This window comes from Microbacterium sp. NPDC055910 (assembly GCF_042271185.1).
GTDB lineage: Bacteria > Actinomycetota > Actinomycetes > Actinomycetales > Microbacteriaceae > Microbacterium.
This window is the reverse complement of sequence record NZ_JBHJZS010000014.1, coordinates 1-24,735: the sequence shown is the minus strand read 5'-3', so window position 1 is coordinate 24,735 and position 24,735 is coordinate 1. Positions and strand designations below refer to the sequence as shown.

General features: G+C 69.8%; 26 protein-coding genes. 8 read left to right on the top strand and 18 right to left on the bottom strand.

What is annotated here, in order from left to right; translation table 11 throughout:
- Positions 1-75: 75 nt before the first annotated feature.
- Both ACFC3F_RS08130 and ACFC3F_RS08125 read right to left on the bottom strand, forming a co-directional pair.
- Positions 76-780, bottom strand: a complete 705-nt coding sequence (locus tag ACFC3F_RS08130) for an alpha/beta family hydrolase (protein ID WP_376128358.1) — start codon at positions 778-780, stop codon at positions 76-78.
- On the bottom strand, positions 764-1,375 hold the full coding sequence (locus ACFC3F_RS08125) for a general stress protein (protein ID WP_376128356.1): 612 nt from the start codon (positions 1,373-1,375) through the stop codon (positions 764-766). The genes ACFC3F_RS08130 and ACFC3F_RS08125 overlap by 17 nt, the downstream gene beginning before the upstream one ends.
- Positions 1,376-1,416: 41 nt before the next feature.
- Between ACFC3F_RS08125 and ACFC3F_RS08120 the strand changes: the two genes are divergently transcribed.
- The 3 genes from ACFC3F_RS08120 to ACFC3F_RS08110 are packed head-to-tail and all read left to right on the top strand — an operon-like array spanning position 1,417 to position 4,369.
- Positions 1,417-2,685 carry a magnesium transporter MgtE N-terminal domain-containing protein gene (locus ACFC3F_RS08120; protein ID WP_376128354.1) on the top strand — a complete coding sequence of 423 codons (1,269 nt, stop codon included), beginning with the start codon at positions 1,417-1,419 and terminating at the stop codon, positions 2,683-2,685.
- A complete protein-coding gene (locus ACFC3F_RS08115; RefSeq protein WP_376128353.1) occupies positions 2,685-3,218 on the top strand; it encodes a DUF1003 domain-containing protein in 534 nt (177 codons plus the stop codon). The genes ACFC3F_RS08120 and ACFC3F_RS08115 overlap by 1 nt, the downstream gene beginning before the upstream one ends.
- Entirely contained in the window at positions 3,215-4,369 is a 1,155-nt protein-coding gene (locus ACFC3F_RS08110) for a P-loop NTPase (protein ID WP_376128351.1), read from the top strand. Before ACFC3F_RS08115 ends, ACFC3F_RS08110 begins: the two co-directional genes overlap by 4 nt.
- A 2-nt stretch (positions 4,370-4,371) precedes the next feature.
- Here the strand turns inward: ACFC3F_RS08110 and ACFC3F_RS08105 are convergent, their stop codons facing one another.
- Positions 4,372-4,752 (bottom strand): Sec-independent protein translocase TatB, encoded by a 381-nt coding sequence (locus ACFC3F_RS08105; protein ID WP_376128349.1) that lies wholly within the window; start codon positions 4,750-4,752, stop codon positions 4,372-4,374.
- Between the two features lie 73 nt (positions 4,753-4,825).
- Between ACFC3F_RS08105 and ACFC3F_RS08100 the strand changes: the two genes are divergently transcribed.
- Positions 4,826-5,491, top strand: coding sequence for an O-methyltransferase (locus ACFC3F_RS08100; protein WP_376128347.1), 666 nt, complete (start codon positions 4,826-4,828; stop codon positions 5,489-5,491).
- 46 nt (positions 5,492-5,537) lie between these two features.
- Here the strand turns inward: ACFC3F_RS08100 and ACFC3F_RS08095 are convergent, their stop codons facing one another.
- From ACFC3F_RS08095 to dapE, 3 genes are all read right to left on the bottom strand, one after another.
- Positions 5,538-5,711 carry a DUF3117 domain-containing protein gene (locus ACFC3F_RS08095; RefSeq protein ID WP_163620836.1) on the bottom strand — a complete coding sequence of 58 codons (174 nt, stop codon included), beginning with the start codon at positions 5,709-5,711 and terminating at the stop codon, positions 5,538-5,540.
- Positions 5,712-5,788: 77 nt separating this feature from the next.
- Entirely contained in the window at positions 5,789-7,018 is a 1,230-nt protein-coding gene (locus tag ACFC3F_RS08090) for a hypothetical protein (RefSeq protein WP_376128346.1), read from the bottom strand.
- The gene (dapE, locus tag ACFC3F_RS08085) at positions 7,006-8,076 is read right to left on the bottom strand and encodes a succinyl-diaminopimelate desuccinylase (RefSeq protein WP_376128344.1); all 1,071 of its coding nucleotides are present in this window, start codon (positions 8,074-8,076) and stop codon (positions 7,006-7,008) included. Before dapE ends, ACFC3F_RS08090 begins: the two co-directional genes overlap by 13 nt.
- A 70-nt stretch (positions 8,077-8,146) precedes the next feature.
- Between dapE and dapD the strand changes: the two genes are divergently transcribed.
- Together dapD and ppk2 are read left to right on the top strand one after the other, a co-directional pair.
- Positions 8,147-9,103, top strand: a complete 957-nt coding sequence (gene dapD / locus ACFC3F_RS08080; protein WP_376128342.1) for a 2,3,4,5-tetrahydropyridine-2,6-dicarboxylate N-succinyltransferase — start codon at positions 8,147-8,149, stop codon at positions 9,101-9,103.
- A 9-nt stretch (positions 9,104-9,112) separates the two neighbouring features.
- Positions 9,113-9,913, top strand: a complete 801-nt coding sequence (gene ppk2, locus ACFC3F_RS08075) for a polyphosphate kinase 2 (RefSeq protein WP_376128340.1) — start codon at positions 9,113-9,115, stop codon at positions 9,911-9,913.
- A gap of 35 nt (positions 9,914-9,948) precedes the next feature.
- Here ppk2 and ACFC3F_RS08070 read toward each other — a convergent pair whose 3' ends face one another.
- The 9 genes from ACFC3F_RS08070 to ACFC3F_RS08030 form a co-directional block, all read right to left on the bottom strand.
- Complete coding sequence (locus ACFC3F_RS08070; RefSeq protein WP_376128339.1) at positions 9,949-10,143, bottom strand: hypothetical protein; 195 nt, start codon at positions 10,141-10,143, stop codon at positions 9,949-9,951.
- 83 nt (positions 10,144-10,226) lie between these two features.
- Positions 10,227-11,525 (bottom strand): citrate synthase, encoded by a 1,299-nt coding sequence (locus tag ACFC3F_RS08065; protein WP_376128337.1) that lies wholly within the window; start codon positions 11,523-11,525, stop codon positions 10,227-10,229.
- 206 nt (positions 11,526-11,731) lie between these two features.
- Entirely contained in the window at positions 11,732-12,847 is a 1,116-nt protein-coding gene (gene dapC, locus ACFC3F_RS08060) for a succinyldiaminopimelate transaminase (protein WP_376128335.1), read from the bottom strand.
- Between the two features lie 2 nt (positions 12,848-12,849).
- Positions 12,850-13,170 carry a ferredoxin gene (gene fdxA / locus ACFC3F_RS08055; protein ID WP_376128333.1) on the bottom strand — a complete coding sequence of 107 codons (321 nt, stop codon included), beginning with the start codon at positions 13,168-13,170 and terminating at the stop codon, positions 12,850-12,852.
- 10 nt (positions 13,171-13,180) lie between these two features.
- Positions 13,181-13,576 (bottom strand): histidinol dehydrogenase, encoded by a 396-nt coding sequence (locus tag ACFC3F_RS08050; protein ID WP_376128331.1) that lies wholly within the window; start codon positions 13,574-13,576, stop codon positions 13,181-13,183.
- Positions 13,577-13,585: 9 nt separating this feature from the next.
- The gene (locus ACFC3F_RS08045; RefSeq protein WP_376128329.1) at positions 13,586-13,900 is read right to left on the bottom strand and encodes an AzlD domain-containing protein; all 315 of its coding nucleotides are present in this window, start codon (positions 13,898-13,900) and stop codon (positions 13,586-13,588) included.
- The gene (locus ACFC3F_RS08040) at positions 13,897-14,682 is read right to left on the bottom strand and encodes an AzlC family ABC transporter permease (protein WP_376128327.1); all 786 of its coding nucleotides are present in this window, start codon (positions 14,680-14,682) and stop codon (positions 13,897-13,899) included. The genes ACFC3F_RS08045 and ACFC3F_RS08040 overlap by 4 nt, the downstream gene beginning before the upstream one ends.
- Positions 14,683-14,728: 46 nt before the next feature.
- Positions 14,729-16,642, bottom strand: a complete 1,914-nt coding sequence (typA, locus tag ACFC3F_RS08035; RefSeq protein ID WP_376128325.1) for a translational GTPase TypA — start codon at positions 16,640-16,642, stop codon at positions 14,729-14,731.
- 111 nt (positions 16,643-16,753) lie between these two features.
- A complete protein-coding gene (locus tag ACFC3F_RS08030) occupies positions 16,754-18,508 on the bottom strand; it encodes a dipeptide ABC transporter ATP-binding protein (RefSeq protein ID WP_376128324.1) in 1,755 nt (584 codons plus the stop codon).
- Positions 18,509-18,570: 62 nt separating this feature from the next.
- On the opposite strand from ACFC3F_RS08030, the gene ACFC3F_RS08025 reads away from it, so the two are divergent.
- Entirely contained in the window at positions 18,571-19,173 is a 603-nt protein-coding gene (locus ACFC3F_RS08025; protein WP_376128322.1) for a PH domain-containing protein, read from the top strand.
- A 5-nt stretch (positions 19,174-19,178) separates the two neighbouring features.
- Here the strand turns inward: ACFC3F_RS08025 and ACFC3F_RS08020 are convergent, their stop codons facing one another.
- From ACFC3F_RS08020 to ACFC3F_RS08010, 3 genes are all read right to left on the bottom strand, one after another.
- The gene (locus tag ACFC3F_RS08020) at positions 19,179-20,204 is read right to left on the bottom strand and encodes an ABC transporter permease (RefSeq protein WP_376128320.1); all 1,026 of its coding nucleotides are present in this window, start codon (positions 20,202-20,204) and stop codon (positions 19,179-19,181) included.
- A gap of 34 nt (positions 20,205-20,238) precedes the next feature.
- Positions 20,239-21,783 carry an ABC transporter permease gene (locus tag ACFC3F_RS08015; protein ID WP_376128318.1) on the bottom strand — a complete coding sequence of 515 codons (1,545 nt, stop codon included), beginning with the start codon at positions 21,781-21,783 and terminating at the stop codon, positions 20,239-20,241.
- 137 nt (positions 21,784-21,920) lie between these two features.
- Complete coding sequence (locus tag ACFC3F_RS08010) at positions 21,921-23,720, bottom strand: ABC transporter family substrate-binding protein (protein ID WP_376128316.1); 1,800 nt, start codon at positions 23,718-23,720, stop codon at positions 21,921-21,923.
- Between the two features lie 151 nt (positions 23,721-23,871).
- On the opposite strand from ACFC3F_RS08010, the gene ACFC3F_RS08005 reads away from it, so the two are divergent.
- Positions 23,872-24,669, top strand: coding sequence for a CPBP family intramembrane glutamic endopeptidase (locus tag ACFC3F_RS08005; protein ID WP_376128315.1), 798 nt, complete (start codon positions 23,872-23,874; stop codon positions 24,667-24,669).
- Positions 24,670-24,735 lie beyond the last annotated feature (66 nt).

The window sequence follows — 24,735 nt, the reverse complement described above, 5'->3', positions numbered from 1 at the left end:
GGTGCCGGGTTCCGTGCGATGCGCAGGACGCCCGGCCCGGTCAGGCCCGGATCGGAGCGTTCGAGTCGTCACCCGTCACGCCGGATCCTGTACAGCGCGCGGTTCGGGCCCGCGACGGCGCAGGAACTCCGCGACGATCGGCGCGAGCTCTGCCCCGATCTCGTCTGCCGGGCGCTTGCGCCCTGCGACCTCGAACGAGTGCCCGCCGCCCTCGATCCACGTCAGCTCGGCGTCACGGCAGGCGGCGACGGCGTCGACCAGCTGATCGTGCGGATCGACGAACGGGTCGTTCGTGCCCGAGAGGAAGAGCTGCGGCGGCACGATCTCGGGCAGGTGCGCGGTGCGCGCCTTCGAGCGGTCGCCGGGTGGATGCAGCGGATAGCCGAGGTAGACGAGCCCCGCAGGCTCGATGACCCCCTCCGCTGCGGCCATCGATGCCATCCGTCCGCCGTACGACTTGCCGCACGCCCACACGGGCACCTCGACGTGCGCCGACAGCCACGCGTGCACGGCGCCCCATGCCGCGACGGCGTGCGCCGCGGGACCGGGCATGCGCCGCCCCGCTTGCGCATACGGCAGGTTGAAGCGCAGCGTCGCGATCCCCGCGGCGGTGAGAGCGTCGGTGAAGCCGACGAGGAAGGGATGCCGGTACCCGGCGCCCGCACCGTGTGCGACGGCGACGGCGGCCCAGGCGTCCTCGGGCAGCGCGACGTCGGACGAGAGTTCGACGGTTCCCGTTCGCAGCGCGACCGGGATGACCTCGTCAGCGCTCGCTGACATCGCCCGCCGTCGTCGGCTGCTCGCCCGCCGTCTCGGGTGACGGCGGGTCGACCGGGAGCCGCTCACCGTACTGCGGTGGGCCCTGCACGACGGGCGCCGCTGCGGCAGGCGGCGCGGCGGCGTGGGCGGCCTCTCCCAGCACTTCGCGCGCCCGCTGCGCGCTGCTCGGCGCGACGGCGATCTCGTAGCGGTCGGCCACGACCTGCATGACCGACGCGAAGTCCCGCCGACGGCGCACGAACGAGTACGTGACCAGGCTCAGCAGCATCCCGATCGCGATGCCCACGAACAGCACGCCGACGAAGGCCTGGATCGGCACGGAGGGCGAGCCGATCACGAGGATCGCGGCGAACAGCAGCCCGAGCAGGAGCCCGTTGATGGCCCCCGTCCGCGCAGCGGCGGCGTATCCCAGCCGGCCCGTGACGCGCTCGATCGAGCGCAGACCCTGACCGACGATGGCGACGTCCCGAGCCCGCACGTCGGCGGCGATGAGCTCGGACACCGCCTTCTGAGCGCGTTCGTAGGTCGGATAGCTCGCGATGGTCTGCCCGACCTCGCCGAGCCCCTTCGGCACGCGTCCGCCCAACATGGTCATTGCCCCATCCTCCCACGCACCCCCGGGCTACGCTTGATCGCGTGAGCACACAGAGGGTTTTCGTGGCGCGCCTGGCCGGGTGCGCCGTCTTCGACCCTGCCGGCGATCGCCTCGGCAAAGTGCGCGATGTCGTCGTCATCTATCGCAAGAACGACCCCCCGCGCGTCATCGGTCTCATCGTCGAGATCCCCGGTCGACGCCACGTCTTCGTCTCGATCGGGCGCGTGACCTCGATCGCGCTGGGCCAGGTCATCACGACGGGGCTCATCAACGTGCGGCGCTTCCAGCAGCGCGGCGGCGAGGTGCGTGTCATGGCCGAACTCCTCGGTCGGCGGGTCACCCTCGTCGACGGGTCGGGCGACGCCGTCATCGAGGACGTCGCCGTCGAACGCAACCGCGCGGGGGAATGGGACGTCGGCCAGCTCTTCCTGCGGCGTCCGCGCACGAGCGCGTCGCCCTTCGCGAAGGGCCCGACAACCTTCGCCGCCTGGTCCGAGGTGCGCGAGCGCGGTGCGCAGGGCGCGGCGCACTCCGCCGAGCACCTCGTCGCGACGTACTCCGATCTCAAACCCGCCGACCTCGCCAACACGCTGCTCGACCTGCCCGACGAGCGCCTCCTCAAGGTCGCCGAAGAGCTGTCGGATCACCGCCTCGCCGACGCGCTCGAAGAGATGCCCGAAGACGATCAGGTGCACATCCTCGAGGCGCTCGGCGACGAGCGCGCCGCCGACATCCTCGATGCGATGGAGCCCGACGACGCCGCCGACCTGCTCGGGCAGCTCTCCGAGGAGCGCTCGGAAGAGCTTCTCGACCTCATGGAGCCCGAAGAGGCCGAAGACGTCCGCGCCCTGCTGCAGTACGGGCCCGACACGGCGGGCGGTCTCATGACGAGCGACCCCATCGTGCTGTCGGCCGACGCGACGGTCGCCGAGGCGCTCGCCCTCATCCGCCGCCACGAGCTGCACCCCGCCCTCGCCGCCGCGGTCTTCGTCACGTTGCCTCCGTTCGAGACTCCGACGGGGCGGTTGCTCGGCACGGTGCATTTCCAGCGGATGCTGCGCTATCCCCCGCACGAGCGGCTCGGGGCGATCGTGGACGACTCCCTCGACCCGGTCGCCGCGACCGCATCCGCTCCCGAGGTCGCGCGCCTGCTCGCGAGCTACGACCTCGTCTCGGTGCCCGTCGTCGACGAGGCCCGACGTCTCGTCGGCGCCGTGAGCGTCGACGATGTGCTCGACTACCTGCTGCCGGATGACTGGCGCTCGCACGACAGCCACGACGCCTCCGCCGTCCTGGGAGAGCCGCGGTGATGGCCCGCGCGCCGCGCCGCACGCCGGCGCTCGATGCTCCGCGTGGCCGCTCCGGCATGCTCGCGCCGCGCGCGCCGCAGCCCTCGCGCGACCGGTTCGGCCGGGCCACGGAGTGGATCGCCCGCAACATGGGCACGCCGGCGTTCCTGCTGGGTCTGACCCTCTTCTGCGCCGCGTGGCTCGCATGGAACACCCTCGCCCCGGCTGAGGCGCGCTTCGATTCGGCCGCGAACGGGTTCACGGCGCTGACGCTCATGCTGTCTCTGCAGGCGTCGTACGCCGCCCCGCTCATCCTGCTCGCGCAGAACCGGCAGGACGACCGCGACCGCGTGCAGATCGAGCAGGACCGTCAGCGCTCCGAGCGCAATCTGGCCGACACCGAGTACCTCGCTCGCGAGATCGTGGCCCTGCGCATGGAGATCGCCCACTACCGCTCCGACGCCGTGACGAGCGACGCCCTGCGCACCGAGCTGCGCGCCTTCCTCGATCAGCTCGACGAGCGCGACGGGCGACGCCGAGAGGACCCATCGTGACCACCGAGCACACCGACGCCGTCCGCCGCGCCGTCGGCGCCGTCATCGATCCCGAGCTGCGTCGCCCGCTCGCAGAGCTCGACATGCTGCGCGACATCTCCGTCACGGACTCGGTCGCGCACGTCGGGATCGCGCTGACGATCGTGGGATGCCCCGCCGCCGATCGCATCTCCCGTGAGGTGCGCGCCGCCGCTGGATCGGTGGACGGGATCTCGTCGGTCGAGCTCGAGGTCGGTGTCATGTCGCCCGCTGAGCGCGCGGCGCTCACCGAGAAGCTGCGCGGCGGCCGCGCTCCGCGCGAAATGCCGTTCGGACCCGACTCGCTGACGCGTGTCATCGCCGTCACGAGCGGAAAGGGCGGCGTCGGCAAGTCGACCGTCACCGCCAACCTCGCCGTCGCCCTCGCCGAGCGCGGCCTGTCGGTCGGTCTCATCGACGCCGACGTGCACGGCTTCTCGATCCCCGGTCTCCTCGGGCTCATCGACGCTGACGGCGGCGCCCCGCAGCCGACCCGCATCGACGACCTCATGCTGCCGCCCGTCGCCTACGGCGTGAAGGTCATCTCGATCGGCATGTTCCTGCGACGCACGGGCGATGACGCGCCGCTCGGCGCCGTCGCCTGGCGCGGGCCCATGCTGCACCGCACGGTGCAGCAGTTCCTCACCGACGTGCACTTCGGCGACCTCGACGTGCTGCTGCTGGACATGCCGCCCGGTACGGGCGACGTCGCCATCTCCGTCGGCCAGCTGCTGCCGAACGCCGACGTGCTCGTCGTCACGACGCCGCAGCCGGCTGCCTCCGACGTCGCCGTCCGCAGCGGCCTCGTCGCCCGCCAGACGGGTCAGCGCGTCATCGGCGTCGTCGAGAACATGGCGGCGATGACCCTGCCCGACGGCTCGAGTCTTGCGCTGTTCGGCGAGGGCGGCGGCGCCGAGGTCGCGGCGGCCCTGTCGGCGCCCGACTCCCCTGTGCCGCTGCTGGCATCGGTTCCGCTGAGCACAGCCCTGCGCGCCGATGGGGATGCCGGCACGCCGGTCGTCGTCGCCGACCCCGCCGATCCCGCGGCACAGGCGATCGACGCCCTCGCTGACGCGATCGCGGCGCGGCCGCGCGGTCTCGCGGGCCGATCGCTGCCGGTGAACCCGAGCTGACCTCAGGTCGCCTCCGAGTCGAACGGCGGTGTCTCGTCGGCGCGGAAGGGACTCGATGCGCGCGGCGCCGCGACGGGCGGTGTCGCGACGGCGGGGCGCGAGATGCCGCCCGCCGAGGCGACGGGAGCATCGTCGAGCAGCGCTTCGCGGATGATCCGCCGCGGATCGTACTGGCGGGGATCGAGGGTCTTCCAGTCGACGTCGGCGAAATCCTCGCCCATCTCGTCCTGCACCCGGGTCCGCGCCGTCGTCACCCATTCGCGCGCACGCCGCGTGAGCCCGCCGAGCGCCTCGGCGTAGCGGGGCAGCCGCTCGGGTCCGATGACGAACGCGGCGATGAGACCGATCAGCAGCAGCTTCTCGATCGTGAGGCCGAAGAACATGACAGAAGGTTACCGTCGCGCCTGGCGTCCCGGCGCCCGAGCGCGACGTAGGCTGAGCGCGGAGGAAGCCAGAATGCGCGAATACGACGCGAATCAGCGATTCGTCGCCGAAGTGACGACCGAGCCCGAACACATCGCCCGGGCCCGTCAGCACGCCCTCGAGCTGGGGGCCGAGCCCATCAGCGCCGCCGTCGGCGCGCAGTGCGCCGTGCTCTCCGCGGCGTCGCAAGCGCTCAACATCGTCGAGATCGGCACGGGCGCAGGTGTCTCCGGTCTGTGGCTGTTGCACGGCTCCCCGCGCGCGACTCTGACGACGATCGACAACGAGCCCGAGCACCTGGGCGCTGCCCGTCAGGCATTCGCCGACGCGCGTGTGCCCGCGGCCCGTGCCCGCTTCATCACGGGGCGCGCGGCAGACGTGCTCCCTCGCATGAACGAAGCGTCCTACGACATCGTCCTGGTCGATGCCGACCCCGAGGGCGTGATCGAGTACGTCGAGCACGGCCTCCGCCTCGTGCGCACGGGCGGCCTCGTGCTCGTTCCGCGCGTCCTCCACGGCGGCGCCGTGGCCGACCCGGTTCGTCGCGATCCCGTCACCGCCGCCTACCGCTCCCTCATCCAGGAGACGCAGTCCTCGCCCGCGGTGATCGGCGCGCTCGCGATCGCGGGTGAGGGGCTTCTGCAGCTGACGACCGTCGCCACGGAAGAGACCTCGGGGCGCGGCATCCGGGGGAAATGACGGAACGGCCGGTCCGAAGACCGGCCGTTCGTTTCGTCTCTGCGGCTCAGGCGGCGTTCACGACTCCGCTGAGCACGTCGTAGAGCTCCTTGGCCTCAGCGTCGTTCACGGAGACGACGAGGCGTCCGCCCCCTTCGAGCGGAACCCGCACGATGATGAGTCGGCCTTCCTTGACGGCCTCCATCGGCCCGTCTCCGGTTCTCGGCTTCATGGCTGCCATAGCGGCTCCTTTTCCTCAGGTCTGCCCGTCAAGTTTACCGAAGAGAAGGCTCGTGCCCCGCGTGGTCTCTTCGCGGGTCACGGAATCTGCCAATACGTGTTCGCGATCGCGTACATGTTGTAGATCCACCACCACTGCCCGGCGAGGCAGGCGACGAGCACGCCGCCGCGCCACCAGGGCGATCGCGGCAGGGCGGCGGCACCCCACAGGGGCGAAAGCGGCACGAGCAGGCGGAAGATGCTCGACTGCGGAAAGAACACCAGCAGCAGATAGACGAGGTAGCTGGCGGACCACAGCCGCAGGTCGGGACCGAGTCGCCGCACGTGCGGTTCGAACAGCAGCAGTGCCGTGACCCCCGCGATCGCGACGCCGAGCGCGATGTAGCCGGTGACCGCTCCCGCGCCCCAGGCCTCGAACCAGAAGCCCGCGGCCTGCACGAACCCGTCGAAGGGCACGAACTGCGCGTCGGCGTCGGCGATCCAGTTGCGACGCCACGCGAGTTCTGTCGCGAGGTAGGCGCCGGGGTCGCCCGTTGCGATGGCGGCGAGCACCTGCCAGGAGAACCCCACGACGACGGCCAGAAGACCCGTCGCGACGATGTGCACGATGTGCGATACCGGCAACGGCTCACGACGGCGGATGATCCAGCGATGGATGCCGTGCAGTCCCAGCAGCAGCGCGAAGGCGAGCACCCCCGGACGCGTGTAGCCCATCAGGGGGATCAGCAGGTAGAGCCACGCGTAGCGGCGCTCGAGGACGCACCGCAGCGACAGGAAGAGCCAGAGCAGGAACAGCGATTCGGCGTAGCCGACCTGGAACAGGGCCGCGAGCGGCCCGCACGCGAAGAAGACGACGGCCCACATCGTGGCGGACCCGCCCAGCCGGCGGCGCAGCAGCCCGTGCAGCGCGAGGCAGGCGAGGTAGCCCGCGACGAGCGAGACGACGACGGCGCCGGCACCCCACGAGCCGAGCGGAAGCCCCACGATCCGCGCGAGGTAGGCGTAGACCGGCATGAACGCCCATGCGTTCTCGCCCACGTCCCCCGCATCGGTGACGGGCAGGTCGCTCGGATAGCCCTCGACCGCGACGAGCCAGTACCACTGGGCATCCCAGCCCAGCACGAAGGTGCTGAGGGACGGGTTCTGGCCGTAGCGGGAGCCGGGGCCCGACAGGGATGCCGCGAGAACGAACAAGCCCGTCGTGATGAGCCGCGCGACGACGTAGACGAGGCCGATCCGCACGGCCACCGGCACCGTGCGCCACGTCTCCCGGACGCGTTGCGTCGTGCGGGGTGTCAGCGCAGCCACGTCCGCAGCCCGCGTTCCACCTCGATGATCTGCGCGAGCGGCACACGCTCCTCGTCGTGGTGGGCGAGGTGGGGGTCGCCGGGCCCGTAGTTGACGGCGGGCACGCCCATCGCCGAGAAGCGGGCGACATCGGTCCACCCGTACTTCGGCCGCGGCTGCGCGCCGACGGCCGCGAGGAACTCCCGAGCGAGCGGCGCGTCCAGGCCCGGGCGGGCGCCCGCCGCGAGGTCGACGACCTCCAGGTCGAATCCGGCGAAGACATCGCGCACGTGCTGCTCGGCCTCGACGACGTCACGGCTCGGGGCGAAACGGTAATTGACCTCGACCTCGCACGCATCCGGGATCACGTTGCCCGCGATGCCTCCGCCGATGCGCACGGCATTGAGGCCCTCGCGGTAGTCGAGTCCTTCGACGGCGACGTCGCGCGGACGGTACTCGGCGAGCCTGGTGAGGATCGGCGCGGCCTTGTGGATCGCGTTCTCGCCGATCCACGCGCGCGCACTGTGGGCCCGCACGCCGTCGGTGCGCACGATCGCGCGGAGATTGCCGTTGCAGCCGCCCTCGACCTGCCCGTTCGACGGCTCGCCGAGGATCGCGAAGTCGGCCTGGAACAGGTCGGGCCGCGTCGCGGCGAGGCGCGTCAGTCCGTTGAGGTCGGCGTCGACCTCTTCGTGGTCGTACCACATCCAGGTGATGTCGACGCGGGGGTCGGCGAGATCGTGGGCGAGCTTGAGCTGGACGGCGACTCCGGCCTTCATGTCGACCGTGCCCCGGCCCCACAGGTGGGGCTCGCCGTCGAGGACGATGTCGCGGGTCGGCACGTTGCCGTTGATGGGCACGGTGTCGATGTGCCCCGCGATCGCGACGCGCTGCGCGCGCCCGCGGTTCGTGCGGGCGACGATCGTGTCGCCGTCGCGGTGCACCTCGAGGTGCGGCAGCGCGGTCACGGCCTCGTGGATCGCGTCGGCGAGCGCGGTCTCATCGTCCGAGACGCTCGGGATGTCGCAGATCGTGCGGGTGAGGTCGATCGAGGTCGCGGTGAGGTCGAGCGCCGGCATCCCCCGATCCTATCGACGGATGCTGCTCCTCCCGGCCGGAGCAGGGGCTGTGCCCCGATACGGTGGAAGCATGAGCGACGAGCGATCGGTATGGGGCCTGGGCCTGGCGACGAGGGCTGAGAACGGGACGATCCTGGACACGTGGTTCCCGTCCCCCGCGGCGGGGCGTCTGCCCCTGGGCTACGACCCGGCGATGCCGCCCGACGACCTGGAGCGACTGGCCGTCCCCGACCCGCGGCGCGCCGTGACCGCCGAAGTGATCGCGCTCGACATCGACCTGGATGCACCGCCCGCCTCGACCTCCGATGCCTACCTCCGCCTGCACGCGCTGTCTCACCGCCTCGTGCGCCCCAACGAGGTGAACCTCGACGGCGTCTTCGGCCACCTGCCCAATGTCGCGTGGACGAACGCGGGCCCCGTGCACCCCGACGACCTGACGCGCCTGCGTCCGCTCCTCCTTCGCGACGGCGTGCAGGTGCAGTCGCTCGACAAGTTCCCCCGCCTGCTCGACTACGTCACTCCGGCCGGCGTGCGCATCGCCGACGCGAGCCGCGTGCGCCTCGGCGCATACCTCTCCCCCGGCACGACCGTCATGCACGAAGGCTTCGTGAACTTCAACGCGGGCACGCTCGGCGCATCGATGGTGGAAGGTCGCATCTCGCAAGGCGTCGTCGTCGGCGACGGCAGCGACGTCGGCGGGGGCGCCTCGATCATGGGCACCCTCTCGGGCGGCGGCTCGCACAAGGTGTCGATCGGCGCGCGGACGCTCCTCGGGGCGAACGCCGGCATCGGCATCTCACTCGGCGACGACTGCGTCGTCGAGGCGGGCCTGTATGTGACGGCGGGCTCGAAGATCGTCCTGGCCGACGGACCGCCCCGCCACGACAACTCCCGGCCCGTCGTGAAGGGCTCCGAGCTGTCCGGTCACGACGGACTCCTCTTCCGTCGCAATTCGCTCACCGGCGCGATCGAGGCCGTCCGCCGGACGGGCGTCGGCGTCACCCTCAACGAGGCGCTCCACGCGTAGGCTTCGGACATGACGCAGCGCCTGGCGAAGAAGACGTACGAAGACGAACTGCGGCGGCTGCAGGCGCAGCTCGTCGACATGCAGGCCTGGGTGCAGACGACCGGCGCCCGCGTCGTCGTGATCTTCGAGGGGCGGGATGCCGCGGGCAAAGGCTCGACGATCAAGCGCATCTCCGAGTACCTCAATCCCCGCGTGACGCGCATCGTCGCGCTGCCGTCGCCGACGGAACGCGAGAAGACCCAGTGGTACTTCCAGCGCTATATCCCGCACCTGCCCGCCGCCGGTGAGATCGTGCTGATGGACCGGTCCTGGTACAACCGCGCCGGTGTCGAGCACGTCATGGGCTACTGCACCAACGCGCAGTACCACCGCTTCCTGCACCAGGCGCCCATCTTCGAGCGGATGCTGGTCGAAGAGGGCATCCTGCTGCTGAAGTACTGGTTCAGCGTGTCCGACGTCGAGCAGGAGAAGCGCTTCCGCTCTCGCAACGACGACCCGATGCGCCGGTGGAAGCTGAGCCCGAACGACGTCCTGTCGATCACGAAGTGGGAGGACTACTCCCGCGCGAAGGACACGATGTTCGTGCACACCGACATCCCCGAGGCGCCCTGGTTCGAGGTGGACAACGAAGACAAGCGGCGCGGGCGGATCAACATGATCCATCACCTGCTGTCGAGGATCCCCTACGAGGTCGTCGACCGGGAGCCGATCGAGATCCCCGAGCGTCCCGCGTCGGGCGGCTACGAGCGTCCTCCTCGCGATGAGGAGAGCCTCGTGCCCGACTACGCTTCGACGCTCTCGCACGGCTGACGCGCGCGGTCAGCTCGCGCACTACGCCACCGCCGTCAGGCCTGCTCGTCCTCTTCGGGCTCGAAGGTCGACTTCACTCCTGTGTAGCCGGCGGCGACGCCGTCGGGATCCGACGGGATGGTGCTGTCTTTGCCGAGACCGTCGGCCTTGGGCTCGGCCTGATCGTCTTCGTGCTCGGAGGCGTTGTCGAGGGCCTCGTCGCTCGCGCTGGGCTCACGGTCGTGGTTCATGGGAGTCCTCCTCGTCGTGCGTGAGAAGAGCCTGTCATGAAGCTCGCGCGGCGCGAAGGGGTTGACGAACGGGCGAGCGCGCGTCAGGCGATGCCGGGGTAGTCGCGTTCGGCGGCGCCGATGTACAGCTGCTGCGGGCGGCCGATCTTGGTCTGCGGGTCGTTGATCGACTCGCGCCACTGCGCGAGCCAGCCCGGCAGGCGCCCGATCGCGAACAGCACCGTGAACATGCGCGTGGGAAACCCCATCGCCTTGTAGATGACGCCCGTGTAGAAGTCGACGTTCGGGTAGAGCCGGCGCTCCTGGAAGTAGTCGTCGTTGAGCGCGATCTCCTCGAGCTCCTTCGCCAGGTCGAGCAGCGGGTCGTGCACCCCGAGCTCGCGCAGCACCTCGTCGGCCGACTCCTTGACGAGCTTGGCCCGCGGATCGTAGTTCTTGTAGACGCGGTGCCCGAAGCCCATGAGCTTGACGCCGTCTTCCTTGTTCTTGACCCGCTCGACGAAGCGCTGCACGCTCTCGCCCGAGTCGCGGATGCGCGCGAGCATGTCGAGCACCGCTTCGTTCGCACCGCCGTGCAGCGGGCCGTAGAGGGCGTTGATGCCGGCCGAGATCGACGAGAACTGGTTGGCGCCGGTCGAGCCGACCAGGCGGACGGTCGAGGTCGAGGCGTTCTGCTCGTGGTCTTCGTGCAGGATGAGCAGTCGCTCCAGCGCACGGGACATGACGGGGTTGACCTCGTAGCCCTCGCTCAGGACGCCGAAGTTGAGCTTGAGGAAGTTGTCGACGAAGCTCAGCGAGTTGTCGGGATAGAGGAAGGCCTGCCCGACGCTCTTCTTGTGGGCATACGCGGCGATGACCGGCAGCTTCGCGAGCATTCGCACCGTGTTCAGCTCGACGTGCTCGGGATTGTGCGGATCCGACTCGTGCTCGTAGTAGGTCGACAGCGCCGAGACGGCGGATGACAGCACCGACATGGGGTGCGCCGTGTGGGGAAGGGCCGAGAAGAAGCGCTTGAGGTCTTCGTGCAGCAGCGTGTGCCGGCGGATTCGGTTGTCGAAGTCGGCGAGTTCGTCGGCGGTCGGCAGCTCACCGTAGATGAGCAGCCACGCCACCTCGAGGTAGGTGCTGTTCTTCGCGAGCTGTTCGATGGGGTACCCGCGATAACGCAGAATGCCCTCGTCGCCGTCGATGTAGGTGATGGCCGACTTCGTCGCCGCCGTGTTGACGAATCCGTAGTCCAGGGCGGTGTGGCCGGTCTGCCGCGTGAACGTCGAGACGTCCACGACCGGAGCACCGTCGGTCCCACGCAGTACCGGGAACTCCGCCGTGCGATCCCCGATCGTGAGGATGGCCTTGTCCTGCTGGGTGCTCGCGTCGCTCACGCCGCCTCCTCGCGATGTCCTGGGTCTGCGGTGGGGGTGCCCGTTCGGGTGGCGGCCCGTCAGGGTCGCTGTCGTCGGACTGCTGCAGAGGCGAGGGATGCCACGCCGCTGCGCCCCTACAGCCTAGTCGGCTCGACACACAGCTTCGGACACCGCCAAAGGTCTGGGGAATCCGATGGAGGATTTCTCCTGCCGCCGGCGAACCGTCAGACCTCGGCCTCCGCGCGCAGTCGCTGGGCCGCGGCGGCGATGCGCTCGTCGGTCGCCGTGAGCGACAGACGGACGTGCCGCGGATGGTGCGCGCCGTAGAAATGCCCCGGACCGGCGAGGATCCCGAGCTCGGCCAGGCGATCCATGCTCTCCCACGCGTCGCGGTCTTCCGTCGCCCACAGATACAGGCCCGCTTCGCTGCCGTCGATCCGCAGGCCCGCCGCCTCGAGCGCGGGGCGCAGCACGTCACGCCGCGCGCGATAGCGCTCCTTCTGTGCCGCGACGTGCTCATCGTCGGCGAGTGCGGCCGTCATGGCACGCTGCACGGGTGCCGGCAGCATGAGGCCCAGATGCTTGCGGCCCGTGAGCAGTCGGCCGACGAGCGCGGGATCCCCCGCGAGGAACGCGGCCCGATAGCCGGCGAGGTTGGACTGCTTGCTGAGCGAATACGCCGCGAGGATGCCGTGCAGGTCGCCGTCGGTGACCCGCGGATCCAGCGCGGAGGGGATGAGGGCGCGGTCCCACGGTGCATCCCAGCCCAGCTCGGCATAGCATTCGTCCGAGGCGAGGACGGCGCCCAACCGGCGCGCCCGCTGCACGGCGGCCCGCAGCGCCGCGACGTCGAGCACGCGCCCATCGGGGTTTCCCGGCGAGTTGACCCACACGAGCCGTGTCTGGTCGGGCCACTCCGCGGGATCGTCGGATGCGAAGGGTGTCGCCCCGACGAGCCGTGCACCTACTTCGTAGGTCGGGTACGCGGCCGTGGGGTGCACGACGACGTCGCCGGGGCCGAGGTCGAGCAGCAGCGGAAGCAGCGCGACGAGCTCTTTCGAGCCGACCGTCGGCAGCACGTTGTCGGGTGTGAGTCCCGCCACGTCGCGGCGGCGCTCGTACCACTGCGCGATCGCGGCGCGCAGCGCCGGCGTGCCCATCGTCTGCGGATAGGCATGCGCGTCCGTCGCCGATGCGAGTACCTGAGCCACGACGGCGGGCGTCTCGTCGACGGGTGACCCGATCGACAGATCGACGATCCCGTCGGGGTGGGCGCGGGCGCGCTCGGCGAACGGAGCGACGGCGTCCCACGGGTAGTCGGCGAGGTCGGCGACCCCCATGCTCAATGCTCCTGCGGCGGCAGTGCGGCCACGATGGGGTGGTCCTTGGGGATCACCCCGGTCTTAGCGGCACCCCCGGGCGAACCGATGTCGTCGAAGAACTCGACGTTGGCCTTGTAGTAGTCCTGCCACTCCTCGGGAACGTCGTCTTCGTAGTAGATCGCCTCGACGGGGCAGACCGGTTCGCAGGCACCGCAGTCGACGCATTCATCGGGGTGGATGTAGAGCATCCGCTCGCCCTCGTAGATGCAGTCGACGGGGCATTCGTCGATGCAGGCACGGTCTTTGAGATCCACGCAGGGAAGGGCGATCACGTACGTCACGCCTGCCAGTCTAGTTCGCCTGCGCAGCACCTCGGTCGATCGGCGGAGCCGCCACCGGCAGCCGTGAAGGCCACGCGACGACGAGCACGACGATGATCGGCAGGGCGAGCGTCCACACGGTTCCCAACGCGGATTCGGGCACGATGACCGACCCGCCGGGGCCTCGCCCCGAGAAGACGAGGGTCGCGATCGTCATGCCCAGACCCGTCGCGAGGGCCGCCCAGCGGTCGCCCGTCAGCAACCGCACGGCGACGACGAGCGCCCCGCACCCCAGCAGTCCGAGCACCACTCCGAGAGGGATCCCGATGACGACGTACGCGTGCGCGATCGTGCCCGCGAGGCCGTACACGGCGCCCACGGCCAGAGCGACGATCCACGTGCTGACACGCGTCCACGAGAAACCCACCGGGTCAGCCTACGCCGCCCATCCCCACAGCCGCAGGAGGGCCGCGACGATCGCGGCGGCCACGACCACGACGAGGAACGGTGCGCGCAGCAGGAGCAGACCCGCCGCGACGAGCACGGCGGGCACGCGGGCGTCGACGGTCACGTCCTGCCCGACCCCGAAGGTCTGCACGGCGACGAGCGCGGCGAGCAGGGCGACGGTGAGCAGGTCGGCCGTGCGCGCCGGGCGGGGCGCGTCGAACCAGCGCGGCGGAACGAGGTATCCGAGCGTCTTGAGCGCGACGCACACGATGGCCGCGACCAGCACGGCGGTCCACATCGTCATGGCAGTCCGTCCCTCTCCGGCACGTCCCCGCCGGCCCCTGCGCCCGGAGCAGGACCGGTCTCAGAGCCCGTGTCAGGCTCGCCCAGCCAGTTGAACCATCCGACGACGACCGCCACGACAGCGGCGACGAGCACGGGCAGCCCGGGCATGAGCGCGGGGGTGAGGATCGTGGCGACGACGGCCGCGGCGATCCCGACGGCGATCGGCTGCCGGCGCCGCAGGCGCGGCCACAGCAACGCGAGGAAGGCGGCCGCGGCCGCGGCATCCAGTCCGTAGGCTTTCGGATCCCCCAGCACGTCGCCCAGCAGGGCGCCGGCGAGCGTCGACAGGTTCCAGCCGACGTAGATGCCGATGCCGGTGACCCAGAAGCCGATCGAGCGCGCGTGCCGTGTGCGCTGGGCGAGCGAGACGGCCGTCGACTCGTCGATCGTGAAGTGTGCGGCTGCGGCGCGCTTGAAGACGCCGCCGCCGATGACGTGCGACATCCGGATGCCGTACGCGACGTTGCGGATGCCGAGGAGCGACGCCGACGCGATCGCGGCGGGCGCGGCGGCGAGTCCCCCGGCGCCGATGACGCCGACGAAGGCGAACTGCGACCCGCCCGTGAACATGAGCAGGCTCAGGACGCACGTCTGCCAGACGTCCAGTCCGGAGGCGACCGCGAGCGCGCCGAACGAGATGCCGTACGCGCTCGTCGCGAGGGCGACGCCGAGTCCCTCGCGGGCCGCACGACGCGCCTCACCGGGCTCGTGCGCGTCGTCGAAGGTGGGATCCAGCGTCACCCGATGAGCCTACCGACCCCCGCCGCCCCGGCGTGCCATCAGGCGGTCAGGCGTTGGCGTCCTGACGCTTCAGGCGCGACGTCGCGCGGCCGCGCTCGGTCTGGCCCAGGATCACCTTGCGGATGCGCACCTTCTCGGGGGTGACCTCGACGCATTCGTCGTCGCGCGCGAACTCGAGGCTCTCCTCGAGCGAGAGCTGGCGCGGCGGTGTCATCGATTCGAACGTGTCCGCCGTCGAGGAGCGCATGTTGGTGAGCTTCTTCTCTTTGGTGATGTTGACGTCCATGTCGTCGGCGCGGGAGTTCTCGCCGACGACCATCCCCTCGTAGACCTCTTCGGTGGGCTGGACGAAGAAGCTCATCCGCTCCTGCAGTGCCATCATCGCGAACGGCGTCGCGACACCCGAGCGGTCGGCGACGATCGACCCGTTCTGGCGGGCCTGGATGTGCCCGGCCCAGTCGTCGTAGCCGTGCGAGATCGCGTTGGCGATGCCCGTGCCGCGCGTTGTCGACATGAACTCCGTGCGGAAGCCGATGAGACCGCGCGACGGTACGACGAACTCCATCCGCACCCACCCGGTGCCGTGGTTCGTCATGGTCTCCATGCGTCCCTTGCGCGCCGCGAGCAGCTGCGTGATCGAACCGAGGTACTCCTCGGGGGCATCGATCGTGAGGTGCTCGAACGGCTCCTTCACCTTGCCGTCGTCGCCGCGGCGCGTGACGACCTGGGGCTTGCCCACCGTCAGCTCGAAGCCCTCGCGGCGCATGTTCTCGACGAGGATCGCGAGGGCCAGCTCACCGCGGCCCTGCACCTCCCAGGCGTCGGGACGGCCGATGTCGACGACCTTGAGCGAGACGTTGCCGATGAGCTCGCGGTCCAGGCGGTCCTTCACCATGCGCGCCGTGAGCTTGTGACCCTTGACCTTGCCGACGAGGGGCGACGTGTTCGTGCCGATCGTCATCGAGATCGCCGGATCGTCGACCGAGATCGCCGGCAGCGGCCGTACGTCCTCGGGGTCGGCGATCGTCTCGCCGATCGTGATGTCCTCGATGCCGGCGATCGCGACGATGTCGCCCGGGCCGGCGGATTCGGCAGGGTAGCGCTCCAGCGCGCGGGTCTTCAGCAGCTCCGTGATGCGGGCGTTGGCCTGGGATCCGTCGTGGCGCACCCACGCGACCGTCTGCCCTTTCTTCAGCGTGCCGTTGAAGACGCGCAGCAGCGCGAGACGGCCGAGGAACGGGTTCGAGTCGAGGTTCGTCACCCACGCCTGCAACGGCGCCTCATCGTCGTAGGACGGAGACGGCACGTGCTCGAGGATCGCGCCGAAGAGCGGTTCGAGGTCGGCGTTGTCCGGAAGTTCGCCGTTCGCCGGGCGGTTGCGAGAGGCGGCGCCGGCGCGACCGGACGCGTAGACGACGGGCACATCCAGGAGCGCGTCGACGTCGAGGTCGGGCACATCGTCGACGAGGTCCGAGGCGAGGCCGAGCAGCAGGTCGTGCGCTTCCTCCTCGACCTCGGCGATGCGCGCGTCGGGGCGGTCGGTCTTGTTGACCAGGAGGATGACCGGCAGCTTCGACTCGAGTGCCTTGCGCAGCACGAACCGCGTCTGCGGGAGCGGGCCCTCGCTCGAGTCGACGAGCAGCACGACGCCGTCGACCATCGACAGCCCGCGCTCGACTTCGCCGCCGAAGTCGGCGTGACCGGGAGTGTCGATGACATTGATCGTGACGGGCACGTCGGAGTGCGCCCCGTTGTAGGTGATCGCCGTGTTCTTGGCGAGGATCGTGATGCCCTTTTCGCGCTCGAGGTCGTTCGAGTCCATCGCGCGCTCTTCGAGGTGCTCGTGTGAGCCGAACGAGCCCGTCTGACGCAGCATCGCGTCGACGAGCGTGGTCTTGCCGTGGTCGACGTGGGCGACGATCGCCACGTTGCGGAGGTCCGGACGAAGGGCACGCGCCATGAGAGGGATCCTTGCGAGGTCTGGGAAGCGGAGAGGCCGAAACTCGAGGGTCCGACGTTCCAGTTTATCGCAGACGCCTGGGCGGCTCCCGTACGTACGCGCCGCGGAGTGTCAGACCGCGTCGCCCTCGGCCCGCAGCAGCTGGTGCCGCAGTGTTCGACGCGCGGCCTGCACGTCGGGATCGGGCACGGGGATCGCGGCGATGAGCCGCTGCGTGTACGGCTCCTTCGGATCACGCAGGATCTGGTCGCGCGTGCCCTGCTCGGCGATCCTGCCGTGGTGAAGCACGATGATCCGGTCGGCCATCGCGTCGACGACGGCGAGGTCGTGACTGATGAACAGGCACGCGAACTTGTGCTCGGACTGCAGCTGGAGCAGCAGTTCGAGCACGTGCGCCTGCACCGACACGTCGAGGGCGCTCGTCGGCTCGTCGGCCACGAGCAGTCGCGGCTGCAGGGCGAGGGCACGGGCGATCCCGACGCGCTGCTTCTGCCCGCCCGACAGCTCGTGCGGGTAGCGGTTGCGGTAGCTGCGCGGAAGGTGCACTTCGTCGAGCAGGGTCTCCACGCGCTTGTCGAGCGCCGCGCCCTTCGCTTCGCGAGCGAGCAGGATCGGCTCGCCGATGCTCTCGCCGATCGGCAACCGCGGGTTGAGGGATGACGACGGGTCCTGGAAGACGATGCCGACCTTGCGGCGCAGCGACGCGATCGTCTTCCGCGAGCCCGAGCTGATGTCGATGCCGTCGACGACGAGCGTGCCCTCGGCGATCGGCTGGAGGCCGATCGAGGCGCGCCCGATGGTCGACTTCCCCGAGCCGGATTCCCCGACGAGACCGACGATCTCGCCCTCGCCGATCGCGAGCGAGACGTCGTCGACGGCGCGGAACGCCGCCACGCGCCCGCGCTTGCCGTACTCGATCGACACCCCGGAAAGCTCCAGCACGGGCTCCGAGACGACGGCGACGTCGGCCGCGCGCTCGCTCCCCGCGGCGCCGGCCTCGACCACGTCGACGACGTGCGCGAGGCTCTCGACCACATCGACGACGTCTCCGCCCGCGCCCTCGCCGAGGCGCGGCACGGCGGCCAGGAGCGCGCGGGTGTACGCATGGCGGGGGTGCTCGAGCACCTGCCGCACGTCGCCCTGCTCGACGATCTCGCCGTCCTTCATCACGACGATCCAGTCGGCGAGGTCGGCGACGACGCCCATGTCGTGCGTGATGAGCAGGATCGCGGAGTCCAGGCGGTCGCGCAGATCCCGCAGCAGATCGAGGATCTCGGCCTGGACCGTCACGTCGAGCGCGGTCGTGGGCTCGTCGGCGATGAGAAGAGCGGGATCGAGGCTGATCGCCTGCGCGATCATGGCGCGCTGGCGCTGGCCGCCCGAGAGCTGGTGCGGGTACGAGGCGAACGCCTTCTCGGGATCGGGCAGTCCCACCAGACCGAGCAGCTCGATCGCGCGTTCCCTCGCCTCGGACGGACTCTTCGACGTGTGCGCCCGGATCGCCTCGACGACCTGGAAGCCGACCGTGAGGACGGGGTTGAGCGCCGTCATGGGCTCCTGGAAGATGGCGGCGACCTGCGGCCCCCGCAGCTGGCGCAGCTGGCGCGGACCCATTCCCACGATCTCGCGGCCGTTCACCTTGATGCTGCCCCGGACGCGGCTGTTGCGCGGCAGCAGGTCGAGGACGGCCATCGAGCTCGCGCTCTTGCCCGACCCCGACTCCCCCACGACGGCGACGACCTGGCCGCGTTCGATCGCATAGGTGAGGTTCTTGGCCGCGGGCACCCAGACGTCGTCGACGGCGAAGTCGACGCTGACGTCGGTCATCTCGAGGGCGGCGCCGTTCGGCTGCTCGGTCGTGCTCATGAAGAGATCCTCCCTGTCCCGCGACCGAGGCGACCCGGGTGCGGGGATGACAGAATGACCGGATGCCGCGGCTCGTCTTCCGTCCGATGTTCAATCGAGTGCTGAGCGTCACGATCTGGGTGGCGCTGGCCGCCCTCGCGGTGACCGCCCTCGTCGTACCGGCCGCGGGCGAGGCGGCACCCGGACTGCTCGTGGGTGCGGCATCCGCGGGTGTGCTCGTATGGGCGCTGCTGTGGGCGCCGTTCGTCGCGGTCGATGACGACCGGGTGACGATCGCGAACGTCGTCGTGGAGTACCGCGTGCCGTGGGCCGCGGTCATCCACGTCGAGACGCGCTACTCGCTCCTCGTGCACACGCCCGGTCGTCGCATCAGCGCGACCGCTGCACCGGCGCCGGGTGCCATGGCGGGAGTCCGCGCCGCGCGCGCGCATCGGCGATCCGAAGCGGCCTCGGCCCCCGGCATCCGCCCGTCGGACCTGCCGACGACCGACTCGGGCCGCGCCGCCGATCTCGTGCGCAGGCGCTGGCAGGAGGGTCTGCGCACCGGTCGCGTCGAGTCGGGTGTCGCCGGTGAGACGCCCGTCGCCGTGAGCCCGCGCACGCTGTCGGTCGCGGCGATCGTCGCCGGGGTCGCGGGACTCGTGTGCGCGGCGCTGCTGATCTGACGCGCTCATGTGCGCTCCCGCCGACTCTCGACCGGCTCCTTCGTCCGCCGCAGCGAGAAGCGCTTCTGGCGCGGGTCGAAGGCGTCGCGCAGGCCGTCGCCGACGAAGTTGATCAGCAGGGCGAGCAGGACGATGAACGTCGCCGGCCACCAGAACAGCCACGGACGCGTCTGGAACGCGGACTGGTTGTCCGAGATGATGAAGCCGAGCGAGACGTCCGGCGGACGCACGCCGAGGCCGAGGTAGCTCAGCGCCGTCTCGAGCAGGATCGCCGCCGCCGCCAGCAGCGTCGCCGCCACGATCACGACGCCGATCGCGTTGGGCAGGATGTGCTTGAAGATGATGCGGGCGTCGCTGGCGCCGGCGACGCGTGCCGCTTCGACGAACTCGCGTTCGCGCAGCGTCAGGAATTCGCCCCGCACGAGACGCGCGATCGTCATCCACGAGACCATCGCGAGGAAGAACGCGAGCGGCCAGACGCCCAGGCCACCGGTCGCGCGTCCGACGACGGCGCCGATGACGAGCACGGGGATGACGATGAAGACATCGGTGACCCGCATGAGGATCGAGTCGACGATGCCGCGGTAGTACCCGGCGATCGCCCCGATGACGGTGCCGACGACCGTGCCGACGATCGAGATGACGAACATCACGACGATCGAGTTCTGGATGCCGCGCATCGTCATCGCGAAGTAGTCGATGCCGATGCGGTCCTGCCCGAACGGGTGCTCCCCCAGCGCGATGCCCGCACCGCCGAGCCACTGCGGGATGAGCGAGATGGTCGGTGCCCCGCCGTTCTGCTGCGTGTTGAGCGTCGTGTAGTTGTGGTGCCACCAGCCGGGGATCGGCCCGATGCCGATCGCCGAGATCGAGAAGATCGCGATCAGCAGGAACAGGATGCCGGACACCACCGACACGCGATTGGCGAAGAAGCGACGCAGGATGAGCCGCCCCTGGCTCACTCCGACCGTGTTCTCGTCGTCGGGCGCCGCGGCCGGGGTCGGCGGCTCGGGCATGATCTGCTGGCTCATCGGACGACCTCCCGGGACGAGCGGTTCTCGGCGATCATGCGGCCACCCGCACTCGAGGATCGAGCGCCGCGTAGGCGAGGTCGGCGAGGAAGTTGAAGACGATCGCGGTGATCGCGATGACGAGGAAGTACCCCATGACGGGGTTGACGTCCACGCGCGTGATGCCCAGGACGAAGAGCGAGCCCATGCCGCTGATCGCGAAGACGCGTTCGGTGATGACCGCGCCGCCCAGCAGGGCGCCGACGTCGGTTGCGATGAGCGTCACGATGGGGATGAGCATGTTGCGCAGGGCGTGCCGCATGACGACCGTGCGCTCGGGCAGGCCCTTGGCGCGCGCCGTGCGGATGTAGTCCTGGTTCATCACCTCGAGCAGGCCCGCGCGGGCGTACCGGGTGTAGCCGGCGAACGAGATCAGCAGCAGGGCGACGGTCGGCAGCAGCAGGTGGGTGAAGCTGTCGATGCCCGTGAGCCACACGTCGCCGTTGAAGCCGGGGGTGCTGGCGCCCACGGTGGCGATGGGGCGGTTGTTGATCCGCGGGTTGGCCATGTACTCGGGCCAGGACTGCATGTAGCGGTCGAGCACGACGAAGCCGCTCGACACGAAGGCGACGATGCCTCCGATGCGCGCCGCCATCCCGCGGTCGGGTCCGCCCAGCAGGAGCCCCGATCCGATGCCGACGGCGATCGCCACGAGCCCGAGGATGATGAGGGTGCCGAGCGTCGACACGTTGAACAGGCCCTGCAGGGCGAAGTAGCAGACGTAGGCGATCGCGCCGTTGAGGGCGGCGATCATGAGGGCGCGGCGGTTCTCGAGCCCCGCCAACAGCGCCGTGGTCAGCACGACGGTCCCCCCGATGAGGAGGAAGAGGCCGACGGGGCCGAGTCCGGGCTGGCGGAACCAGTCGACGATGTCGAAGTAGATGAGAAGAGCCGCCGTCACGCCGCCCGAGGCGACGGCGACGACGAGGCGCCGGCGAACGGGGCCGCCGATCATCGCCTGCCAGACGATGGCGCTGACGACCGCGACGAGCGCGATCACCCAGGCGGGGATGGTCGTGGCCGATTGCAGGAAGTCGTTGAACCCGATCGCGAGGAATTCCTTCAACAGCACCGCGATGAGGAACGAGGGCAGCGAATACAGGAAGAAGCTCAGCAGGGTGACGCTGAAGTCGAAGCCGCTGTACTGGCGAAGCGCGGTGACGATACCGACCGCGACGCCGAGCACGATGGCGATGAGGAACGCAGCGGTCACGAGCTGCAGCGTCGAGGCCATCGCCGGCGGCAGGATGTCGGTGACGGCGGCGTTGGAGATCGTGAGGCCGAGGTCGCACGTGCCGACGAACGGGACGAGGCACTGGGCCGCTCCGCCGAGCCACAGGAAGTAGCGCAGCACGGGAGGCACATCCAGGTCGAGCGCGTTGATCCGCGCCGCGATGAGCTGATCCCGGTTCGGCGCGTTGCTTCCCTCGAGGTCCTGCAGCGGGTTGCCGGAGTTCGCCGCGAGCACGTACATCAGGAAGGATGCCGCGAGCAGTACCAGGATCGAGACGGCGATGCGTCTGAGGACGAATCCCACCATGGGGTATCCGGTCTCCTTCGATCGGGTCGAGGCGAGCGCCTCGACGGACTGATTCCCGAACGACAGGCAGGAGGCGCCGGAGCCGTAGAAGACTCCGGCGCCTCACTGCCCGTCACACGGGTGTCATGCCCGGGGCATCAGCCCGCGAGCGTCCACTCCTGCGCATTCCAGACGATACCCGTCTGACCGCCGAAGTGCTCGATACCGGTGACCGAGCCGTTGTCGGCGAACAGACCCGGCAGCTGGAAGAGCGGCAGACCGAAGAAGTCGGCCGCGGTGTGCGCGTCGATCTCGATCTTGATCTCGGTCAGGCGCTCGGGGTCGAGCGTGACCTGGCTCTCGTCGGCCAGGGCGTTGACCTCGGCGTTGTTGTAGTTGTTGTAGTTGCCGCCGCCGCCGTTCTTGAAGATCTGCGGGAGCGCCGCGTTGCCGGCACCCGGCGAGATCCAGCCGAAGATCGACGCGTCGTAGCTGCCGCTGCCCAGGAGCGAGCTCCAGTCGGGCGAACCGGCGTCCTCGATCACGAAGCCCGCCTCCTGCGCCGACTGCTGGATGGCGCGGAAGCTGTCGACACGGTTCGGGTTGTTCGTGTTGTAGAGGATGCGGACGGTCGGGGTCGCACCGGCGAGCAGCTCGCGAGCGCCCTCGATGTCCGGCTCGTCATAGGCGTCGTAACCGCTCGCGGCGACGGCGTCGGGGTAGGCGGCATCCGTCGGCAGGAAGATCTGCGAGTTGAGCACACCGGCGTCGGGGTTGACGGGGGTGATGATCGACTCGAGGATCTGCTGGCGCGGGATCGTCTTCATGAACGCCTCGCGCACGTTCGCCTCGGCGAACACACCCGTGAAGTTCAGGTCGAGGTGGTCGTACGACAGCTGGTCGCCCGCGTGGATCGTGGCACCGGCGTTGTCCAGCGCCGTCAGCGTGTCAGCCGACGCCTGCGGGTAGATCGCGTTGACCTCACCGTTCTGCAGGGCCGTGACCTGGGCGTTCGAGTCGCCGATGAAGCGCATGATGAGCTGGTCGTACGAGGGCGACAGGTCACCGGTGTACTCCGGGTTCTTCTCGAGCGTGATGCTCGACTCCGGGACGAAGTCGGTCACGATGAACGGTCCGCTGCCGACGAGGAGGCTCTCGTCGGTCGGCATCGCCGTGACGTCGTAGCCGGTGTTCCAGAAGTCGGCGGCCGCCTTCAGGACGGGGTTCGCCTCGACGGGAGCGTCGACGTCGCCCTCGGGCATCTCTTCGATCGTCGAGATGAACTCCTCGAGCGACACTCCGGCCTTCTCGGCGAGCACGTGCGCGGGCTTGCCGATCGGGTTGACCAGCTCCCAGTCCACGTACGGGGTGTCGTAGGTGATCGTCATCGAGAGGTTGTCGTCGCTGATCTCGGGGAACGACGTCGTGTCCAGGCCCGCCGTGCTGCCGGCGAGCGAGAAGTACTGGGTGCCGCCGTTGGTGACATCGCCCGTCGCGGGGTCGATGATGGCGTCGTTGAAGTAACCCGAGTTGATCGCCCAGTTCACGAGCATGTCGTCGGCGGTGATGTCCTCGCCGTCCGACCACTTGAGGCCCTCGTTGAGGGTGTACTGCACCGTCAGCGGGTCTTCCGAGACCTGCTCGTAGGTGCCGAAGTCCTCGTTCTTGATCAGGGTGTAGTCCTGGTCCAGACGGACGAAGCCGCCGAGGCCGAGGCCTCCGCTGACGCCCGTCAGGTAACCGACCATGCCGTTCGTGTCGAGGTTCGCCTCGGGGGTGTCGCCGTTGAACGACGTGAAGGCGTTGGTGGTCGCGATCGTGATCGTGCCACCCTGCGTCTCGGGAGTCTCTTCATCGTTGCCACCGCCGTCGGTGGTGCAGCCGGCGAGCGCGAGAGCCGCAACCGCGACCACGCCCCCGACCACCACGGCGCGAGAGCGCCGGATCTGGATAGTCACATTTCCTCCTGTGCAAGGTTGAGTGCCCGGTATGTGCTACCCGGACACGACACGGACACCGTAAGCACGCGCCGATGACGGCGCAAAACACCTGTGCAAACCGTTACAGATCCTTAACTCGGCGTGACCGCGGTGTGACATTCTTGACAAGATGCGCTCCCATCGCCCCGCCGAGATCCTCGCCCCAGGATCGCAGCGGACGCGTACGAAATGGGAGATCGGGCTCGTCCTCGCCGTCACGGTCGGGCAGTCGGCCGTCTACTCGGTGATCTCGCTCGTTCGGGCCCTCCTGCGGCCCACCCCGATCGGCGATCAGCAGACGCAGCTGAACCCGCCACGCGATGACGCCGCGATCTGGGACGCCGTCTACCAGCTGCTGTCGGTGTTCTTCGGTCTGTGCCTCGTGGCGCTCGTCGTCTTCCTGCTGTGGGAACCCGGGACGAATGCGCTGCGGCGCATCGGGCTCGACTTCCGGCGCTTCGGCGGCGACCTCGGTCGCGGCATCCTGCTCGCCGCCGTCATCGGCGTGCCCGGCCTCGGGCTCTATGCGGCCGGACGCGCGCTCGGCATCACGGTGCAGGTGCAGGCATCGCCGCTCGACGCGGCGTGGTGGGCGGTGCCGCTGCTCGTGCTCGCGGCGCTGCGGGCAGGGCTGACCGAAGAGGTCATCTTCGTCGCCTACCTGTTCGACCGGCTCCGGCGCCTGGGGTGGGGGTGGTGGACGATCATCCTCTCGACCGCGGCGCTGCGGGCCGGCTACCACGCCTATCAGGGCTTCGGTGCGATCATCGGAAACTTCGTCATGGGCGTCGTGTTCGGCTGGTGCTACCGCCGATGGGGTCGCGTCATGCCCCTCGTCATCGCCCACACCGTCATCGACGTCGTCGCCTTCGTCGGCTACCCCCTCGCCGTCGTGCTCTGGCCGGCGCTCTTCGCCCCGCTTCCCTGACCCCCGCTTCTCCCGCGAGACTGCAACGGCGCGCCGAAACAGCGGGGTTCACCCACGGTCTCGGCG